The sequence below is a fragment of the Vibrio penaeicida genome (genome assembly GCF_030689305.1).
GTDB lineage: Bacteria > Pseudomonadota > Gammaproteobacteria > Enterobacterales > Vibrionaceae > Vibrio > Vibrio penaeicida_B.
The window spans coordinates 159,511-174,773 of the sequence record NZ_JAUYVM010000011.1; the positions used below are offsets into that span (position 1 = coordinate 159,511).

15 protein-coding genes are annotated in these 15,263 nt (G+C 42.5%); 8 read left to right on the top strand and 7 right to left on the bottom strand.

Going from position 1 to position 15,263, the window contains the following annotated elements:
- Window positions 1-49: 49 nt before the first annotated feature.
- The gene (locus tag Q8W40_RS18120) at window positions 50-3,682 is read right to left on the bottom strand and encodes an Ig-like domain-containing protein (RefSeq protein WP_305399165.1); all 3,633 of its coding nucleotides are present in this window, start codon (window positions 3,680-3,682) and stop codon (window positions 50-52) included.
- A gap of 324 nt (window positions 3,683-4,006) precedes the next feature.
- Here Q8W40_RS18120 and Q8W40_RS18125 point away from each other — a divergent pair, with 324 nt between their 5' ends.
- From Q8W40_RS18125 to Q8W40_RS18160, 8 genes are all read left to right on the top strand, one after another.
- Entirely contained in the window at window positions 4,007-4,708 is a 702-nt protein-coding gene (locus Q8W40_RS18125) for a lipoate--protein ligase family protein (protein ID WP_305399167.1), read from the top strand.
- 192 nt (window positions 4,709-4,900) lie between these two features.
- The gene (locus tag Q8W40_RS18130; RefSeq protein WP_101110707.1) at window positions 4,901-5,302 is read left to right on the top strand and encodes a DUF2170 family protein; all 402 of its coding nucleotides are present in this window, start codon (window positions 4,901-4,903) and stop codon (window positions 5,300-5,302) included.
- Window positions 5,302-5,988: a PspA/IM30 family protein gene (locus Q8W40_RS18135; RefSeq protein WP_101110708.1), complete on the top strand. Its 687-nt coding sequence runs from the start codon at window positions 5,302-5,304 to the stop codon at window positions 5,986-5,988. The genes Q8W40_RS18130 and Q8W40_RS18135 overlap by 1 nt, the downstream gene beginning before the upstream one ends.
- Window positions 5,989-6,003: 15 nt before the next feature.
- Complete coding sequence (locus Q8W40_RS18140; protein WP_305399170.1) at window positions 6,004-7,029, top strand: potassium channel protein; 1,026 nt, start codon at window positions 6,004-6,006, stop codon at window positions 7,027-7,029.
- Window positions 7,030-7,031: 2 nt separating this feature from the next.
- On the top strand, window positions 7,032-7,667 hold the full coding sequence (locus Q8W40_RS18145; RefSeq protein ID WP_305399172.1) for a YjfK family protein: 636 nt from the start codon (window positions 7,032-7,034) through the stop codon (window positions 7,665-7,667).
- 23 nt (window positions 7,668-7,690) lie between these two features.
- Window positions 7,691-8,104 (top strand): DUF350 domain-containing protein, encoded by a 414-nt coding sequence (locus Q8W40_RS18150; protein WP_104401921.1) that lies wholly within the window; start codon window positions 7,691-7,693, stop codon window positions 8,102-8,104.
- A 10-nt stretch (window positions 8,105-8,114) separates the two neighbouring features.
- Entirely contained in the window at window positions 8,115-8,738 is a 624-nt protein-coding gene (locus Q8W40_RS18155; RefSeq protein WP_305399174.1) for a DUF1190 domain-containing protein, read from the top strand.
- Between the two features lie 115 nt (window positions 8,739-8,853).
- Window positions 8,854-10,017: a glutathionylspermidine synthase family protein gene (locus Q8W40_RS18160; RefSeq protein WP_305399176.1), complete on the top strand. Its 1,164-nt coding sequence runs from the start codon at window positions 8,854-8,856 to the stop codon at window positions 10,015-10,017.
- A gap of 40 nt (window positions 10,018-10,057) precedes the next feature.
- Here the strand turns inward: Q8W40_RS18160 and Q8W40_RS18165 are convergent, their stop codons facing one another.
- From Q8W40_RS18165 to Q8W40_RS18190, 6 genes are all read right to left on the bottom strand, one after another.
- Window positions 10,058-10,429 carry a hypothetical protein gene (locus Q8W40_RS18165; protein WP_305399178.1) on the bottom strand — a complete coding sequence of 124 codons (372 nt, stop codon included), beginning with the start codon at window positions 10,427-10,429 and terminating at the stop codon, window positions 10,058-10,060.
- A gap of 104 nt (window positions 10,430-10,533) precedes the next feature.
- Window positions 10,534-11,067 (bottom strand): tetratricopeptide repeat protein, encoded by a 534-nt coding sequence (locus Q8W40_RS18170; RefSeq protein ID WP_305399180.1) that lies wholly within the window; start codon window positions 11,065-11,067, stop codon window positions 10,534-10,536.
- A gap of 35 nt (window positions 11,068-11,102) precedes the next feature.
- Window positions 11,103-12,080, bottom strand: coding sequence for a sel1 repeat family protein (locus Q8W40_RS18175; RefSeq protein ID WP_305399182.1), 978 nt, complete (start codon window positions 12,078-12,080; stop codon window positions 11,103-11,105).
- A gap of 35 nt (window positions 12,081-12,115) precedes the next feature.
- Window positions 12,116-13,093 carry a sel1 repeat family protein gene (locus Q8W40_RS18180; RefSeq protein WP_305399183.1) on the bottom strand — a complete coding sequence of 326 codons (978 nt, stop codon included), beginning with the start codon at window positions 13,091-13,093 and terminating at the stop codon, window positions 12,116-12,118.
- Between the two features lie 35 nt (window positions 13,094-13,128).
- Window positions 13,129-14,160 (bottom strand): sel1 repeat family protein, encoded by a 1,032-nt coding sequence (locus Q8W40_RS18185; protein ID WP_370693403.1) that lies wholly within the window; start codon window positions 14,158-14,160, stop codon window positions 13,129-13,131.
- Entirely contained in the window at window positions 14,132-15,250 is a 1,119-nt protein-coding gene (locus Q8W40_RS18190; RefSeq protein WP_305399184.1) for a hypothetical protein, read from the bottom strand. Before Q8W40_RS18190 ends, Q8W40_RS18185 begins: the two co-directional genes overlap by 29 nt.
- Between the last annotated feature and the right edge of the window lie 13 nt (window positions 15,251-15,263).

Consider the following 15,263-nt stretch of genomic DNA (forward strand, 5'->3'; position numbering starts at 1 on the left):
AAAAATAGAGCCAACATGATGTTGGCTCTATAGCTATTTGATTAAAAAGTTAAGGGTTACAAGTCAGCATGAACGTACCTATGCTGCTGTTATCGACTTCAACAGTAATTGGTGCAGTAAAGCCCGTTAAGTTACATGTCACGTTTAACACATAAGACCCATCACCATTATCCGTAGTTGTTGCAGAGGCGAACACTGAGCTGGCTGCCGCAATCGCAACCGTGTGCCCACCGTGCCCTACATCGCTGCCATCAGACTGCTTCAGCACAACCGATATTTGACCTGAACCTCCATTCGGTATGGTGACGTTAGAGGTCATTTCCACATTCCCTACATCGACTTGAGTAAAGGCAACACTCACGGTATTCGTTAAGTTATTACCCCCTACGTTTGCGGTAATGACGTAATCAGTCGCTGTTGAACTGTTAATAGTGGCGGTGTAAGTACCATCTCCATTATCCACTACACTTTCAGTGATTCCAGAAGGTGAAGACGAGAGAGCTAACGTACCACCACTTTGACCGTAATCTGAACCATCTGCCTTTTTCAACGTCACCGTTAACTGCAAAGTATTGCCCAGTTTGGTCGCAGCACTGTTTGCTGTAATGGTCGACTGCGCCAAATCGGGTCCTGTGGAGTTAAAGGTCACGGACTGTGCAGCTGCCAAATCGGTGCTATCCAGCTTTGGCGTGATTGTTACTGTACCTGCAGTTGTCGATGTAAATGCTTCAGTATAAACCCCGCCACCTTGATGCGTTGCGCCAGAACCATTCGCTGTGCCTGTAGTAGCAAAGCTCACGGTTCCGCTCGCTGGAACAAAAGCTTGCCCTGCGTAATCCTTTAATGTAACCGTTGCAGTAACGGTGCTTGTGCCATCTGCATCCACACTGTCAGTGCTTAGTGCAAGGGTTGTTTGGCTAACATCTAACGCTGCTGTAAAGGTAACGGTTTGAGCAGAGCTTAGGTCAGTGCTGTCCAATCGAGGTGTTATCGTGACGGAGCCAGCGCTCGTTGACGTTAAAGTCACAACATACACACCATCACCTTGTGCTGTTACGGCTGAAGACGTCACGCTTCCGGTCGTCGCAAAACTCACCGTTCCGCTTGCCGGTACAAAAGCCTGCCCTTCAAAATCTTTTAGAGTTACCGTGGCAGTCACTTCATCCGTTCCATTTGCACTCACGCTGTTAGTGCTTAATGTATAAACCGTTTGGCTCACATCGATAGCTTGTACGAAATTAATCGAGGTCGTGTCTGTAATCGCATTACCGTCAATGCTTCCAGATATCACGATATTACTTGCAACCGATGAAGATACATCTGCTGTATACGTACCGTCACCATTGGATTGAATATTTTCAATCGTCACTCCATTTGAAGGAGAAGCACTGATAGTTAGAGTTCCGGTGTTACTTCCTCGTGAATTCCCATATTGGTCTTTTTCTTGAACCGTAATGGTGACTTTTTCTGTGCCATTAGCGCTTGCCGATGTCGCAGAACCAGACAATTCTGTCTGTGCATAATCTACGGGCTCGTCAGTTGTACAGAAGGAATCGGTGCTTCTAAGCTTCATATCCACTGTCGCCGTTTGCGAGCTACTACCGACAAACGGAGTAGATAAGCGACCGTAGTACCATCGGTTATTTTCTCTTAGATAAGCACTCGCATAGTAGTTTACCCCTTCAACAACCTTATCTAGCGTCGCATTACCACTATCATTGCTGTTACCACTCATATACTGCGAATAGCTTTCATCGTATGCCCAATAGCGGCTTAGAGGGGCGGGTTTCTGTTTGATAACCGTTTGATTGCTGTCCAAACAGACGAGTCGTGTATGCAAAGTTTGATTCACTGTCGGGCAAAGTGATAGGTCATTAATTTGAAGTGAGGTGAGCGAATCAGACGCTGTAAACTCTAATCTACCTCGAGTATTGCTGCCGTAGTAGTACAACTTATATTGTGCGTTTTCAGTTAAATTCTGCAAATCTAACTCGCCATTCGTTACCTGTCCGCGCTGAATATATGAGTAGCCTTCATACAAATAGTAACGCCCACTGTTTGCGCTTGCTGTCTTGGTTGTGTCCGTCGGGCAAACCAGCGCCACACTTGGCTTGAGGTTTATTCTTGGGGGGTTCTTGATGTTTAAGTGCGCAGTGAATGACTTGGATGCATCGTTCGTTTTACCAAAGCAGAAATCGTCGAGCTTAACGCCTTTTTCTCCACTTCCAACTGCGATACTTTGCCCATCCACTTCTATGGATGCCAAAAGACTGTTTCCGCTGCTGTCCAACAAATCGAAGGTACCAGCAAAGGCAGGGACTCTCTGAATATTCAGTTTGTCTAAATCATTTCCCCATCCTGATGGTTTGTAGGCCCAACCGCCATCCTTACGAGCATAAGACAGACGCAACCTCTGATTATTGGGTTGTCCGTCTTTGTCTAAAACATCGACATCGAGCTTACATCTGTTTGTTCCATACCAATCAAGGTTGTAATAAGACAAGTGCGTTATCTTTTTCACCACACTAAATGTATTGGCGTTTTCAGCTGTAATCAGCGCTTCACCTTCATAAGACCATTTAGCTGTATTTTCGTTGTAGCTCCATAGTGGGATGGATCCATCTTCCAGCTTTAGAGGTTGGGATGTGTTCGGATGAACCGTACTTTTCGGCACTTCAAAGTTTAGGCTTATTCCGTCCCCACCAAACTGAGAAACTTGATTTCCTAAGCTGTCTTTGATTTCGATGGCGACAAACCCTGCACTGATAAAGCTGAATTCAGAATCGTTATTTAAATCTGACGGTGTCGCCCCTTCAAGACCACTAACCTCGAGCCCACCTGGGAAAGCAAATAAAGGGTTGTTCGTGCTATTCGAAAGATTTTTAGGATCGGCAGAGACCAGAACAGCAGATGCTTTTACTGCTCCAGTCGGTTCAAATGGATTCCCATTACTATCAAAAAACTCCGTGTTTGCGGGAATATCAATTGAAATTTGTGCATTATCAAGAATTTGACCAGACAAACTGGATGTTGGTTTTATAGGCGTATTGATCACAACTTGCTGAGTGACTACATTTCCGCTTAGTAACACGGTTTCTTCAGCAAACGAACCTGCGAAGTCAGAAGAAATCGATTTAGGAAGGACTTCTACTCGGTTTTGTAGGGAAGTATCTGAAGACAAAAGATCGTACGTTGCCGCATTGGAGAAAAAACCATCACCCGAAACGACAATGCTCAAAGTGGCAGATGAATTGTGTTCTTTCTTTAAATTATCGGATTTTAACGTTAGGGGTAAAAAGCCTGAAGATGGAATTTTTATATCACCAGAAACAAAGCTAGCGCCATCCTTATAACCAGCGACAACTATCCCGTCAGAATCGATAATTGAAATATCTACATTGGCATCTTGTCCTTCCATCTGGAATTGTGCACTGACATCTAGCCCACCTACAGAATCTTGGTTTGCACCATTGTTCACAACAAGATGAACAGGCAGACCACTGGTTATTGGCAAGCTGGTTTGAACAGGGGTAGAAACATTCGACTCACCACCGGCTGTTGAACTTGCATCATCATCGAAGATGCACCCTGTTAGCAGCACTGTACTTCCCAAACACGCTATAGCCAAACGAGAGCGCTTAAACCTTCCCTTTCTATGCAATCTATTTATTTTGTTATCCATAACCAACCTCATTATTTTTTTGGACGATTCGTCATTAATTTATCAAAGGTTAGTTCAGCAATACCTAATAAAGCCGATAGGTTTGTATTTTTTTGATAATTATCAGCAATCTATGAAAAAAGAAATCTACAGAATTATCATTAATCACCCTGTATCCGTCTGGTTTATCTTTATATCGAAATTTATATCATTGGTGGCTAGCATTAACGAAACAACCCTAAATTCGGCTACCAAATAGGGAAAGTCTGACTAATTTGTATGGTTTACCTATCCTGTGGCATCCGCTTAGAATGAGATTAGTCGCCCCCGAAAGTGAATATATCTATGGCATCCAAAAATAAACTGGTTCGTTTTAAGAGTATTGAAGTAGAAGATATTTTTGAAAAAGAGAGCGCGTTACTAAAACAAGTTCAATCTGGAGAGCTTTCTCAGGTATTGATGCTTTGGCAAGCCAAAACGGCCACATTAGTTTTGCCTTCTGGTAAGAAGTGGAAAGTATCTGAGGAATTAACGTCGGGGTTAGATAACTTAGGTTGGCTTCTCATGTCACGGAAAACAGGTGGCGCTCCTGTTCCACAAGTTCCAGGGATTATTAACCTTTCACACATCTATCATTGGGAAGAAGGCGTTCCCTATGACATTCAAAAGTCGTATCAAGATTTGTGCTTTGTCCTCACCCAGTTTTTTAAAGCTCTGGGCGTTAGAACCGATATACACGCCACGCCCCACTCCTATTGTGATGGCGACTACAACCTAAACATTAATGGAAAAAAGATCGTCGGCACGGCGCAGCGAGTATTACTCAAAAAAGACGGTGGAAGAGTCGTACTCTCTCAGGCATGTATTCTCGTTGATGCCATTCTGGAAAACATCGTCGCCCCCGTTAACCTTTGCAACAAACTGTGTGGGCACAGCGATCACATCGAAGACGGTGTCCACACATCACTGTTTGAGCATATAAAAGAGCGACCAAGCATAGACGCTCTCTACCAACAGTTAACGGAAGCTTTCTTAACACACGCCTAAAGCTATTAGGTTTCATGTTTAACAAAAGTCTAAATTTGTAGAATAGCTCGATTTATTTATGGCTATGAATTTTCATATTGAAACAATATGATACGGTTAGTATCTAATCTTGGATTTGTGTAACACACGTACATCTTCGGTGTTGCATACAACGTTTAGATGGTAATTCCATAATAAATAAGGAATATCTACATGGCTTGGACACTCAACGACTTAGTGCCTGTACTTTCTAACCACGAAGGCTGGACAGTCGAAAACAACACTTCCTCTCAATCTCTTCTTATTCGAAATGAAGATGGTGTAGAGGCTTACCTCGCTGTTGCTGGCGAACAAATCATTGCTGAAGTTCTGCTTTTTGCAAAATCGTCAGTGCATGATGTAAACGCCTTGAATGATGAAATCTTAAGAACCCACAAAATGTTCCCGCTTTCTACTATCGGCATTAACAACATTGCCGGTGACGACTACTATGTGGCGTTCGGTTCCCTTTCTTCTCAATCAAAGGAAGAGAGCGTACTGATTGAGATAGCGACACTGTACCGTAATGTGGAAGCGTTCATCGACTTGTATGAAGAATTCTTAGGAGAAGCATAATGGGTGTATGGAAAAAGCTATTTACTGCGATTAAAGGTGGCGTAAACGAAGCTGCAGAAGAGGTTGCAGATAGCCAAGCACTTCGTATCTTGGATCAAGAGATCCGTGAAGCGAAAGAAGAGCTCAGAAAATCAGACGAAGCGTTGGTTTCTCTAGTAGCGAAAAGAAAACTTGCTGACAACAAAGTAGTCGGTTTAGACGGCAGTATTGCAGAATACGAAGAACACGCCCGTAACGCCATGACAAAGGGTGAGCAAGACTTAGCTCTTGAGTGTGCAGGACGTGTAGCGGAGCTAACCAATCAACGTACTACCGAGCAAAACTACGCCGAGCAGTTCAAAGCGTCTGAGCAAAAGTTACGTGAGAACATTGCCCAAGCGAAAGACAAATTGCGTCAGCTAGAACAGCAAGTAGACGTGATAAAAGCCAACGAAGCCGTGCAAAAAGCACAAGCTTCAGTCTCGTCGACCAACGTTGGTGCGAACAGCAAAATGACCACCGCTGTGGAATCTTTGGAACGCATTAAAAATCGCCAAGCAGAGAAACAAGCTCAGTTAGAAGCCGCTGAAGAATTGCACGAAGCGCAATCGGGCAGTAGCTTAGATAAAAAACTGGCTAATGCAGGTATTACCGCGGGGGGTAAATCTTCCGCAGAAGACGAGCTCGCTCGTATCTTAGGCAAATAAAGGTACATTCCTCACATGACTGTGTGGTTTACATTAAGAAGGTGGGTGTATGCCCACCTGTTTTCATTAAGAACCAAAAGCTTGCTCGGTTTGGCCGCGGGCTATGTGGTCATTTCATGGGCATTACTCGCATTTGCGGGCGAATCTGACCTTACATCGAATGTCACCGACTTTTTGTACTACATTGTTGTGACCTCATCTACCGTTGGTTACGGTGATATGTCACCAACCACGCCAATAGGTCGTTGGATTGTGGCATTGTTTGTCATCCCGTTTGGATTGGGTTTATTTGCAATATCAGTGAGTCAAATTGGGGTTTTGGTCGTCACAATGTGGCGTGCAGGCGTATTAGGAAAACGGAGAGTAAACGTGGAAAATCATATTCTGTTGCTGGGTTGGAATGAGCAACGGACGTTGCACTTAATTCGTATGTTACAACATGAAGAAACGGGCAGAAGACGCATCGTACTTTGTGTAAAAGCCGACATAGAAAACCCGCTTCCATCTGAAATCGACTTCGTTAAAGTCAGTGCCTTCACAGACTGTAACGATATGGTGAAAACCAACTTGCCAGCCGCAAGCTGTATCATCATCGATAACCCAGAAGACGACGTCACCTTATCAGCCGCCCTCTACTGCGCAAACGAAAACCCGAAAGCTCACTTGCTGGCTTATTTCAAAGACGAAGCATTAAGTCGATTGCTTAAGCAGCACTGCCCGAATGCCGAATGCATTCCATCGGTAGCCACCGAAATGCTGGCCAAAGCCGCTGTCGACCCTGGCTCGAGTGCCCTTCATCAAGAGCTGCTGAATTCAACACAAGGCATGACTCAATATTCTGTGGCATTCCCTGCCAATGCTTCTGAAACCCAAATCAGCGAGTTATTCGATTCCTTTAAAAAGGACTATCAAGCAACCCTGATTGGTATTGATAAAGGAACAGGTATTGAGCTGAACCCCAGCTTAGATTGTGTGGTATCTGCTGGTAACACGCTTTTCTATATTGCCGATGAGCGAATTGATAACTTCAGTTGGAAATAACCATGTTTGACTGGTTTAAGAAAAAAACAGAAAAAGCCGAAGAAAAGCCCAATGCACCTGAAGTTTTAGGGCTTAGACTTGGCGGAGCTTTCGAGTTGGACGACTTAAAATTTCGCATGCTCGAACCTGAACTCACCATTGACGGCGCATCTCGTACCCAGTTGATTCAAGCAGTCGGAGAAGTGAAGCTCGATAGTCAAACAACACTGCTTCGATACTACACCGACGACGATGGATACATACAAGTATTGCTGAATGGCGAAGGCGACAGTGGAGTACTAGAAGTGAAGCTCTTTTACTTCTATGAGACCAAGTCTATCGACCTAGAAACCACTTGGAATCGCTGGATAGAGACAGATTTGGTTCAGCCATCTCAGCAACTTGACGATCATGAGTTCAGTAAGGTATGGGATAACGACCGCCCAGTAGCGATGACGGAAAAAACCTACCACAGCAACGGGAAGGTATCGGAAACCGACCAATTCATTATGCTTTATGAGCGCGACGCAACCCCCGATTTGGCAGAATCGCTTGTGATCTCATGCGAAGAAAGTTTCGAAAGCGGTTCGGCTGAGCGCTGCGTTACTTATATTACAGGCGTCGACCTGTCACCCACTGACTTTACTGTCATTGGATAACACATTTACAAGGAATTTCATTCATGGAATTAGTGGCTCAATCCCTAGCGGGTTTAGTGGATTTCGTAACATACTTTGCGATTTGTATCGCCTTCTTGATCCTGTTTAAGCTGGTCTATATCCGCTTTACCCCTTATGACGAATGGAAACTGGTCAAAGAAAATAATATCGCTGCCGCAGTAGCACTTTCGGGCTCGTTTGTGGGTTACAGTATTTCAATAGCGGGAGCAGCATCTAACTCAGTTAACTTAGTCGACTTTGTTATCTGGGGAGTAGTCGCATTTATCGCTCAGTTACTTGCTTTTATGCTCGTTCGATTTATGTTCTTGCCTAAAATTTCCCAGCGTATTGAAGACAACGAAATCTCTGCCGGTATTGTGTTGGCAAGTGTTTCAATCGCAGTAGGTATGCTTAACGCTGCGTGTATGACTTACTAAGGAGCACCGGATGAAACGGAGTAGAAAAGTCATATTGCCATCCATGAAAAAGGATTGGCGACAAGCTGATGTGAGGCCTTTAGTAGCGTTCATGGGGTTAGCCACCGTTACAGGTTGTTCCGACGATTCAACGGAAGCAGAAATTTTTAGAACCGTTGAAGAGTGTAGCGATGCCCACCCAGGGTACACCCAGCAATGCCAAGCCGCATACCAAGATGCGGCGGAGCTCGCGTTGCTGTCTTCACCTAGGTTTAACTCTCAGGACGACTGCGAATTCGACTTTACACGTGGGTGTTTTAAGCCAGAGTATCAAAATTGGTTTATCCCAGCTTTAAGTGGGTTTATGTTCGCTCGCCTTACCGACTCACACTACTATTCTCGCCCCATGTACATCTACCGAAGTGGCTGGTACAGCGACGATGGCATTTGGTATGGCTCAAGCAGCAGTAGTTACAAAAAACACAAAAAAATCAAAGTCAAAACAAACGACTTCAAAAAGCCGCCAACCGTGTCTAAAACGATGTCGCGCGGCGGTTTTGGTTCTACCGTAGAAGCCAAATCCAGTTGGAGCAAATCCTCTGGCTCTAAATCTTCTTCTCGCTCAAGTGGCAAGAAGTCAGGATGGGGCGGATAACTTCATACCATCAAATAGGGGGCAAACCGTCCCCTACTTCTTTTTTGCTTTTGTTCACAATTAATATCATTAAGGTCGATAGACCTTCCACAAAAAATCTGGCGCGATACCCCTGATGCTAAGAATCGATACCAAAGAGCGCGCAAACTGGCGCGCACTTGCAAAGAAATACGGCTTTGGCTTTCACAGTATGTACGACGACCCGTATTGGGATGAGCGAGCGTATTACCAGTTTACACTCGAGCAGATCGAACAAGACATCGAAGAGCCTACCGAAGAAATTCACCAAATGTGTTTGCAAGTCGTCGACAAAGTGGTGAACGACGAAGAACTGCTCGCGAAATTTCAGATCCCAAGCGAAATGTGGGAAAACGTTCGAACGTCGTGGCGAGCCAATGAGCCTTCCTTATATTCGAGGCTCGACTTTGCTTATTCAGGGAAGGGGCACGCAAAGCTTCTGGAAAACAACGCCGATACACCAACCAGCTTATACGAGACAGGGTTTTGGCAATGGGTTTGGTTAGAAGAAAAAGTTAACGCAGGCGAATTGGACAGGCGCTCCGACCAATTTAATATTCTGCAAGATTACCTGATAGACCGATTCCATCAGCTCGCCAAATCTCAGCCAGGTCAAACGCTGCATTTCTCGTGCTGTAAAGACACAGAAGAGGACAGAGGAACGGTTCAATATTTAGAGGATTGCGCCAAAGAAGCTGGGCTCTCGACGGCGTTTGTGTTCATTGAAGACATTGGCTTGAACCAACACCACGAGTTCACGGATCTGAAAAACAGCCCGATCCGTTGGATGTTCAAACTCTACCCATGGGAATTCATGTTCAATGAGGAGTATGCACAACACCTTACGGAAGCGAAAGTAAACTGGTTGGAACCTATGTGGAAATCTGTTTTGTCTAACAAAGCATTACTTCCCATGTTATGGAAAATGTTCCCAAACCACCCTAACCTACTGCCCTCATACTTCTCGGATGATCCTCAAGCCAATACATTGAAAGACTACGTTGTAAAACCGATCTTCTCGCGCGAAGGGGCGAATATCTCAATCTTCAAAGACGGAAAAGAGGTGGCGACAGCAGATGGACCGTATGGCGAAGAGGGGGCAATTATTCAGGCATACCACCCGCTCCCCGTATTCAATAACTGTCACACCCTTGTCGGCAGTTGGCTCGTCAACGACCGAGCAGCAGGCATGTCGATCCGAGAGGATGATTCACTCATCACCCAAGATTACGCTCGATATGTTCCGCATATTATTTTGTGATTAGAAAAGAAGAAAAAGCGCCTAAATTAGGCGCGTTCAATTAGAATAATTCGATGGAAGTTTCGTCTAGGAAGAGGTTAATTTTAATATCTTTGACAAACTCTTCTACTTGACGATCTAATTCATCTTGTTCTTCTTGAGAGATTAACTTTCGGGTTACCATATATCCATTCTCATCAAACATGACACTACCATCAACTTCTACTCGTTCTTCTATAATCATTTCATCGCTTTTCTCATCACCACCTAATTGCCCTAAAATTCTATTGTAGTAATAAGTCTTTTTTATATCCCTGGAACTACCTTCAGTTAAATAATGCCTATTTAAAAAAGATTTAGCTGCCTTTGGGTAGCCAAGCTTTAATGCTTTAAATAGCCACTTTTCCGCTTCAATAGGATTAGTATCTCTCATATAGTAATATAAGGACACCATTGCGGGTGCATAGCCTTTGTCTGCTGCTGCCTTGATATATTCTAGCGTACTCTCTTCCGATACCCAGCTACCCAGCTACCCAGCTACCCAGCTACCCAGCTACCCACTCTTATTGCGGCTCTGTTTGCGCCTTTTTCAAATGCTTCTTTGTAAATTTCTTCGGACTTGTAAGAACGGTAAAAAGGCACAAGTTCCCACCAATAAGGCTTCTTTACTCTCATAGCAAACATGGCTTTACCGTTTCCATTTTCGGCTTGAATTTTCCATCCTTCGAATGCCTTGTCTGCCCATTCCTTATCACAAGGCCAACCCAAATAGTCACATGGACTATCTATGTTTAACTCTTTACCAGCGAGAATTGCCATTGCCCATGGGCTACCTATTTCTGCTGCTTTCAAAAACGTATCACCTGCTTCAAAGTGTTTGCCACTTTTGTATTGAGCCACTCCTAACCAATATGTGGCGTAAGCACTGCCTTTTTGGGACTCTTTATAAAGTATCTCTTGCGCTTGGTCATATTCTTTTTGGTTAAATAATCGAATACCTTGCTCAATTGAATCGGTTGCCCAAGAACACAGTGGAATGATCAGTAATAATGTAGAAAATAATAATTTCATAATAAAAAGTAAGCGCCTGAGTCAGGCGCTTTCAACTAGAATAATTCGATGGAAGTTTCGTCTAGGAAGAGGTTAATTTTAATGTCTTTTACAAACTCTTCTACTTGACGATCCAACTCATCTTGTTCTTCTTGAGAAATAATTCTTCTAGTAACTCGCTTTCCCTCATCATCAAATATAGGCATACCGTCAACTTCAACGCCTTCTATTAAAAATAGATTATCGTTTTCTTTACGTCCACCAAGTTTCTCAGATAGCTTATTGTAATAATAAGACTTTTTATAATCCTTATAACCATTTTTTTTGAGAAAATACTTATTAAATAGTGCATCAACAGCCTTTGAATAGCCCAATTTTAATGCTTTATATAGCCACTTTTCTGCTTCTACAGGATTAGTATCCCTTACGTAATAATAAAGGGATACCATCGCAGGTGCATAACCTTTATCTGCTGCTAGCTTTAAATAACTAATCTTCTCTTCATTTGAATCCCAGTAGCGACTGTAATTAAAGTACCGATAACCACCATTTTTTATCGCTTCTCGTGCTATTTCTTTATAAATCCCGCTACGGTAAAATGGTATATACTCCCACCAATCCCTGCGATTGGCATTAATTGCATACAACGCCTTTCCGTTACCGTTCTTGGCTTGTTCTTCCCATGCTTTAATTGCCTTGTCTTTCCATGCATCATCACACCCCCAGCCTAGATAGGAGCATGGTGAATTTACATACATATTATTTTCAAATAGCATAGCCATCGCCCACGGGCTGCCCATTTCTGCCGCTTTTAAAAACGTGTCGCCCGCTTCAAAATGTTTGCCATTTTTGTATTGAACCACCCCTAACCAATAGGTGGCGTAAGCGCTGCCTTTTCGAGATTCCTCTAAGAGTATTTCTTGTGCTTGGGTGTACTCTTTTTGATTAAAAAGCCGAATACCTTGTTCTATTGAATCTGTAGCCCAAGAACACAGTGGAGTGAACAGTAATAATATAGAAAATAATAGTTTCATAATGAAAAGTAAGCGCCTTAGTAAGGCGCTTTCAACTAGAATAATTCGATGGAAGTTTCATCTAGGAATAGGTTGATTTTAATGTCTTTGACAAATTTTTCTACTTGGCGGTCTAATTCATCTTGTTCTTCTTGAGAAATAAGTCGACGCACAACCATTTTACCATTTTCATCAAAAGTAGCTACGCCATCCTTTTCAACAACTTGAGTGATAAAAACCTCACTTTTCATTTCATCTCCCCCTAACTGTTCCAATACTCTATTATAATAATAAGACTTACTTATATTTCTAACCCCATTTTTTTTGATAAAGTACTTATTTAAAAATGCTTCAGCGGCATTTTTGTATCCAAGATTTAAAGCTCTATTTAACCATTCTTCTGCTCCAAGTGGGTCGGTATCCTTTGTATAATAGTATATTGAGACCATTGCAGGCGCATAGCCATTAATTGCTGCCGATTCAATATACTCTAGAGCTTTATCTTCTGAGACCCAACTGCTTACTCTTAATGCCGCTATGTTAGCACCTTTTTCAAATGCTTCTTTGTAAATGGCTTCTGACTTATAAGAACGATAGAAAGGAACTAGCTCCCACCAATAAGGTTTCTTTACCCTCATCGCGTACATGGCTTTTCCATTTCCGTTTTCAGCCTGAACTTTCCAACCTTCAAATGCTTTGTCTTTCCATTCTTCATTGCATGGCCAACCTAAATAATCACATGGACTGTTTGAATTCAACTCCTTGCCAGCCAGAATCGCCATTGCCCATGGGCTACCCATTTCTGCTGCTTTTAAAAACGAATCTCCCGCCTCAAAGTGCTCACCATTTTTGTATTGAACCACCCCGAGCCAATAGGTGGCGTAAGCGCTGCCTTGTCGAGATTCCTCTAAGAGTATTTCTTGTGCTTGCGTGTACTCTTTTTGATTAAAAAGGCGAATTCCTTGTTCTATTGAATCTGTAGCCCATGAACACAGTGGAATGATCAGTAATAATATAGACAATAATAATTTCATAATAAAAAGTAAGCGCCTGAGTCAGGCGCTTTCAACTAGAATAATTCTATGGAAGTTTCATCTAGGAATAAGTTAATTTTAATGTCTTTGACAAATTCTTCTATTTGACGGTCTAATTCATCTTGTTCTTCTTGAGAAATGATTCTTCTAGTAACTCGCTTTCCATTTTCATCAAATAATGGCATACCATCAACTCTAACACCTTCTATCAAAAAGCGATTATTATTTCTTTCATGGCCACCTAGAGAACCAGACAACCGGTTATAGTAATACGCTTTTTTGTTATCTTTCACATCAACAGAATAGTTAAGATAAAGTGCTTCTGCCGCCTCCGGATACCCTAATCTTAGAGCTCTATTTAACCATTTTTCTGCTTCGACTGAGTTGGTTTCTTCTAGTTGATAATAAAGAGAGACCATAGCTGGTGCGTAACCTTTGTTTGCTGCAGCTTTTATATATTCGAATGCATTTTCTTCCGAGATCCAACTGCCTATTCGCATTGCCGCCCTATTGGAACCTTTTTCAAAGGCTTGGCTATAGATTTCTTCTGATTTATAAGATCGGTAGTAAGGAACAAGCTCCCACCAATAAGGCTTCTTTACCCTCATAGCATACATGGCTTTGCCGTTCCCATTTTCGGCTTGAGTTTTCCATCCTTCGAATGCCTTGTCTGCCCACTTTTCATCGCAAGACCACCCCAAATAATCACATGGACTATCGATGTTTAACTCCTCGCCAGCTAAGATTGCCATCGCCCACGGGCTACCCATTTCCGCTGCTTTTAAGAAAGTATTCCCTGCCTCAAAGTGTTTGCCATTTTTATATTGAACCACTCCGAGCCAATAAGTAGCATAAGCGCTTCCTTTTTGGGACTCTTTAACAAGTATTTTTTGCGCTTTATCGTACTCTTTTTGATTAAAAAAGCGAATTCCTTGCTCTAGTGAATCTGTAGCCCAAGAGCACAGTGGAATGATCAGTAATAATATAGAAAACAATGATCTCATAATAAAAATCAAGCGCCTAATTAGGGCGTTATAACTAAAGATATTTTCTTGGTTCAATCTCATCAATATAAATCACAGGGGTAGATTTTTCTTTTAATTTTTCATAAATTTCTCTAGCATTCTTTATTTCCTCCTCTGAGAAAGAATCACCAGGTTCAAGATAAACAAATTCAAATTTTGATATGCCATACTTACCACCAAACTCTGACTTGTAACTATCGGACAACATAGATACTGCCAAACTCAATGTCATCTTTTCCCTATCATTTTTATAGTAGTCCCTATAGAAATCCATTATCGTTCTAGCCTTATGACCTACTATTAATTGATAGTGGCTGTATATCACATCAAGATAAACCTTTGAGTAACTATAATCACCAAAATACAAGCTAACCAAAGCTGGGGGATAGTTGTTATATAACAAGAGCTTTAGGAGCTCCTCTCTAAGCTCTCTATTTTCCTTAATACTCCTATCATAATAAGAAAATGCTATAGACTTCAAAGGTTCAAAGTAGTTGTTTTGAGCGCTTTCAATTGCTACATTGACAGCCTCTTCGTAGTCTTTTTTTGTTTCCCATCCTCGGTATCGGCTTAATGCATAACGTGCTTTGTAGTCCCCATTGGCTGCTCTTTCTTCTAGCAGTTTTTCAGCGAGGTTTCCCCACTCTTTGCTGCAATGCCTGCCCATAAAGCGTTGGCACTCTTTGTTGTCACTGTCTAATTTTAGGGCTGCATAGGGATTTCCCAATTTAGCTGCCTTTTTAAATAAGGTTGCACCATGGGTTCCTGAGAAAGCACCAGTGGAGTAATTAATCTCTGCCAACCAAAACATGGCAGTGGTATCTCCTGCCATAACTAAAGGTTCAAGAAGTTCTTGCGCATCATCCCACCGCCCTTGCTGTACTGCCAGTAATGGCTCGTATAATTTGTCCTCTGGTCGGTAGGCGCTTGAAATATATGGATCACTATTTAACCCTTTCGTATATTTCCCATCCTCCAATAGGCTTAGAAAAACATGAGGACCTTCAGCTGCTCTCTTTTCGAATCCTGTTGGTATACTTTCATATACTTTCCTTCCAATTACAAAAAGAAATAATAGAACTACGAGAGATAAAGTAAGAACTAGAACAGCTTTTAAAAGTTTTATTTTCATTGCGGGTGCTTTA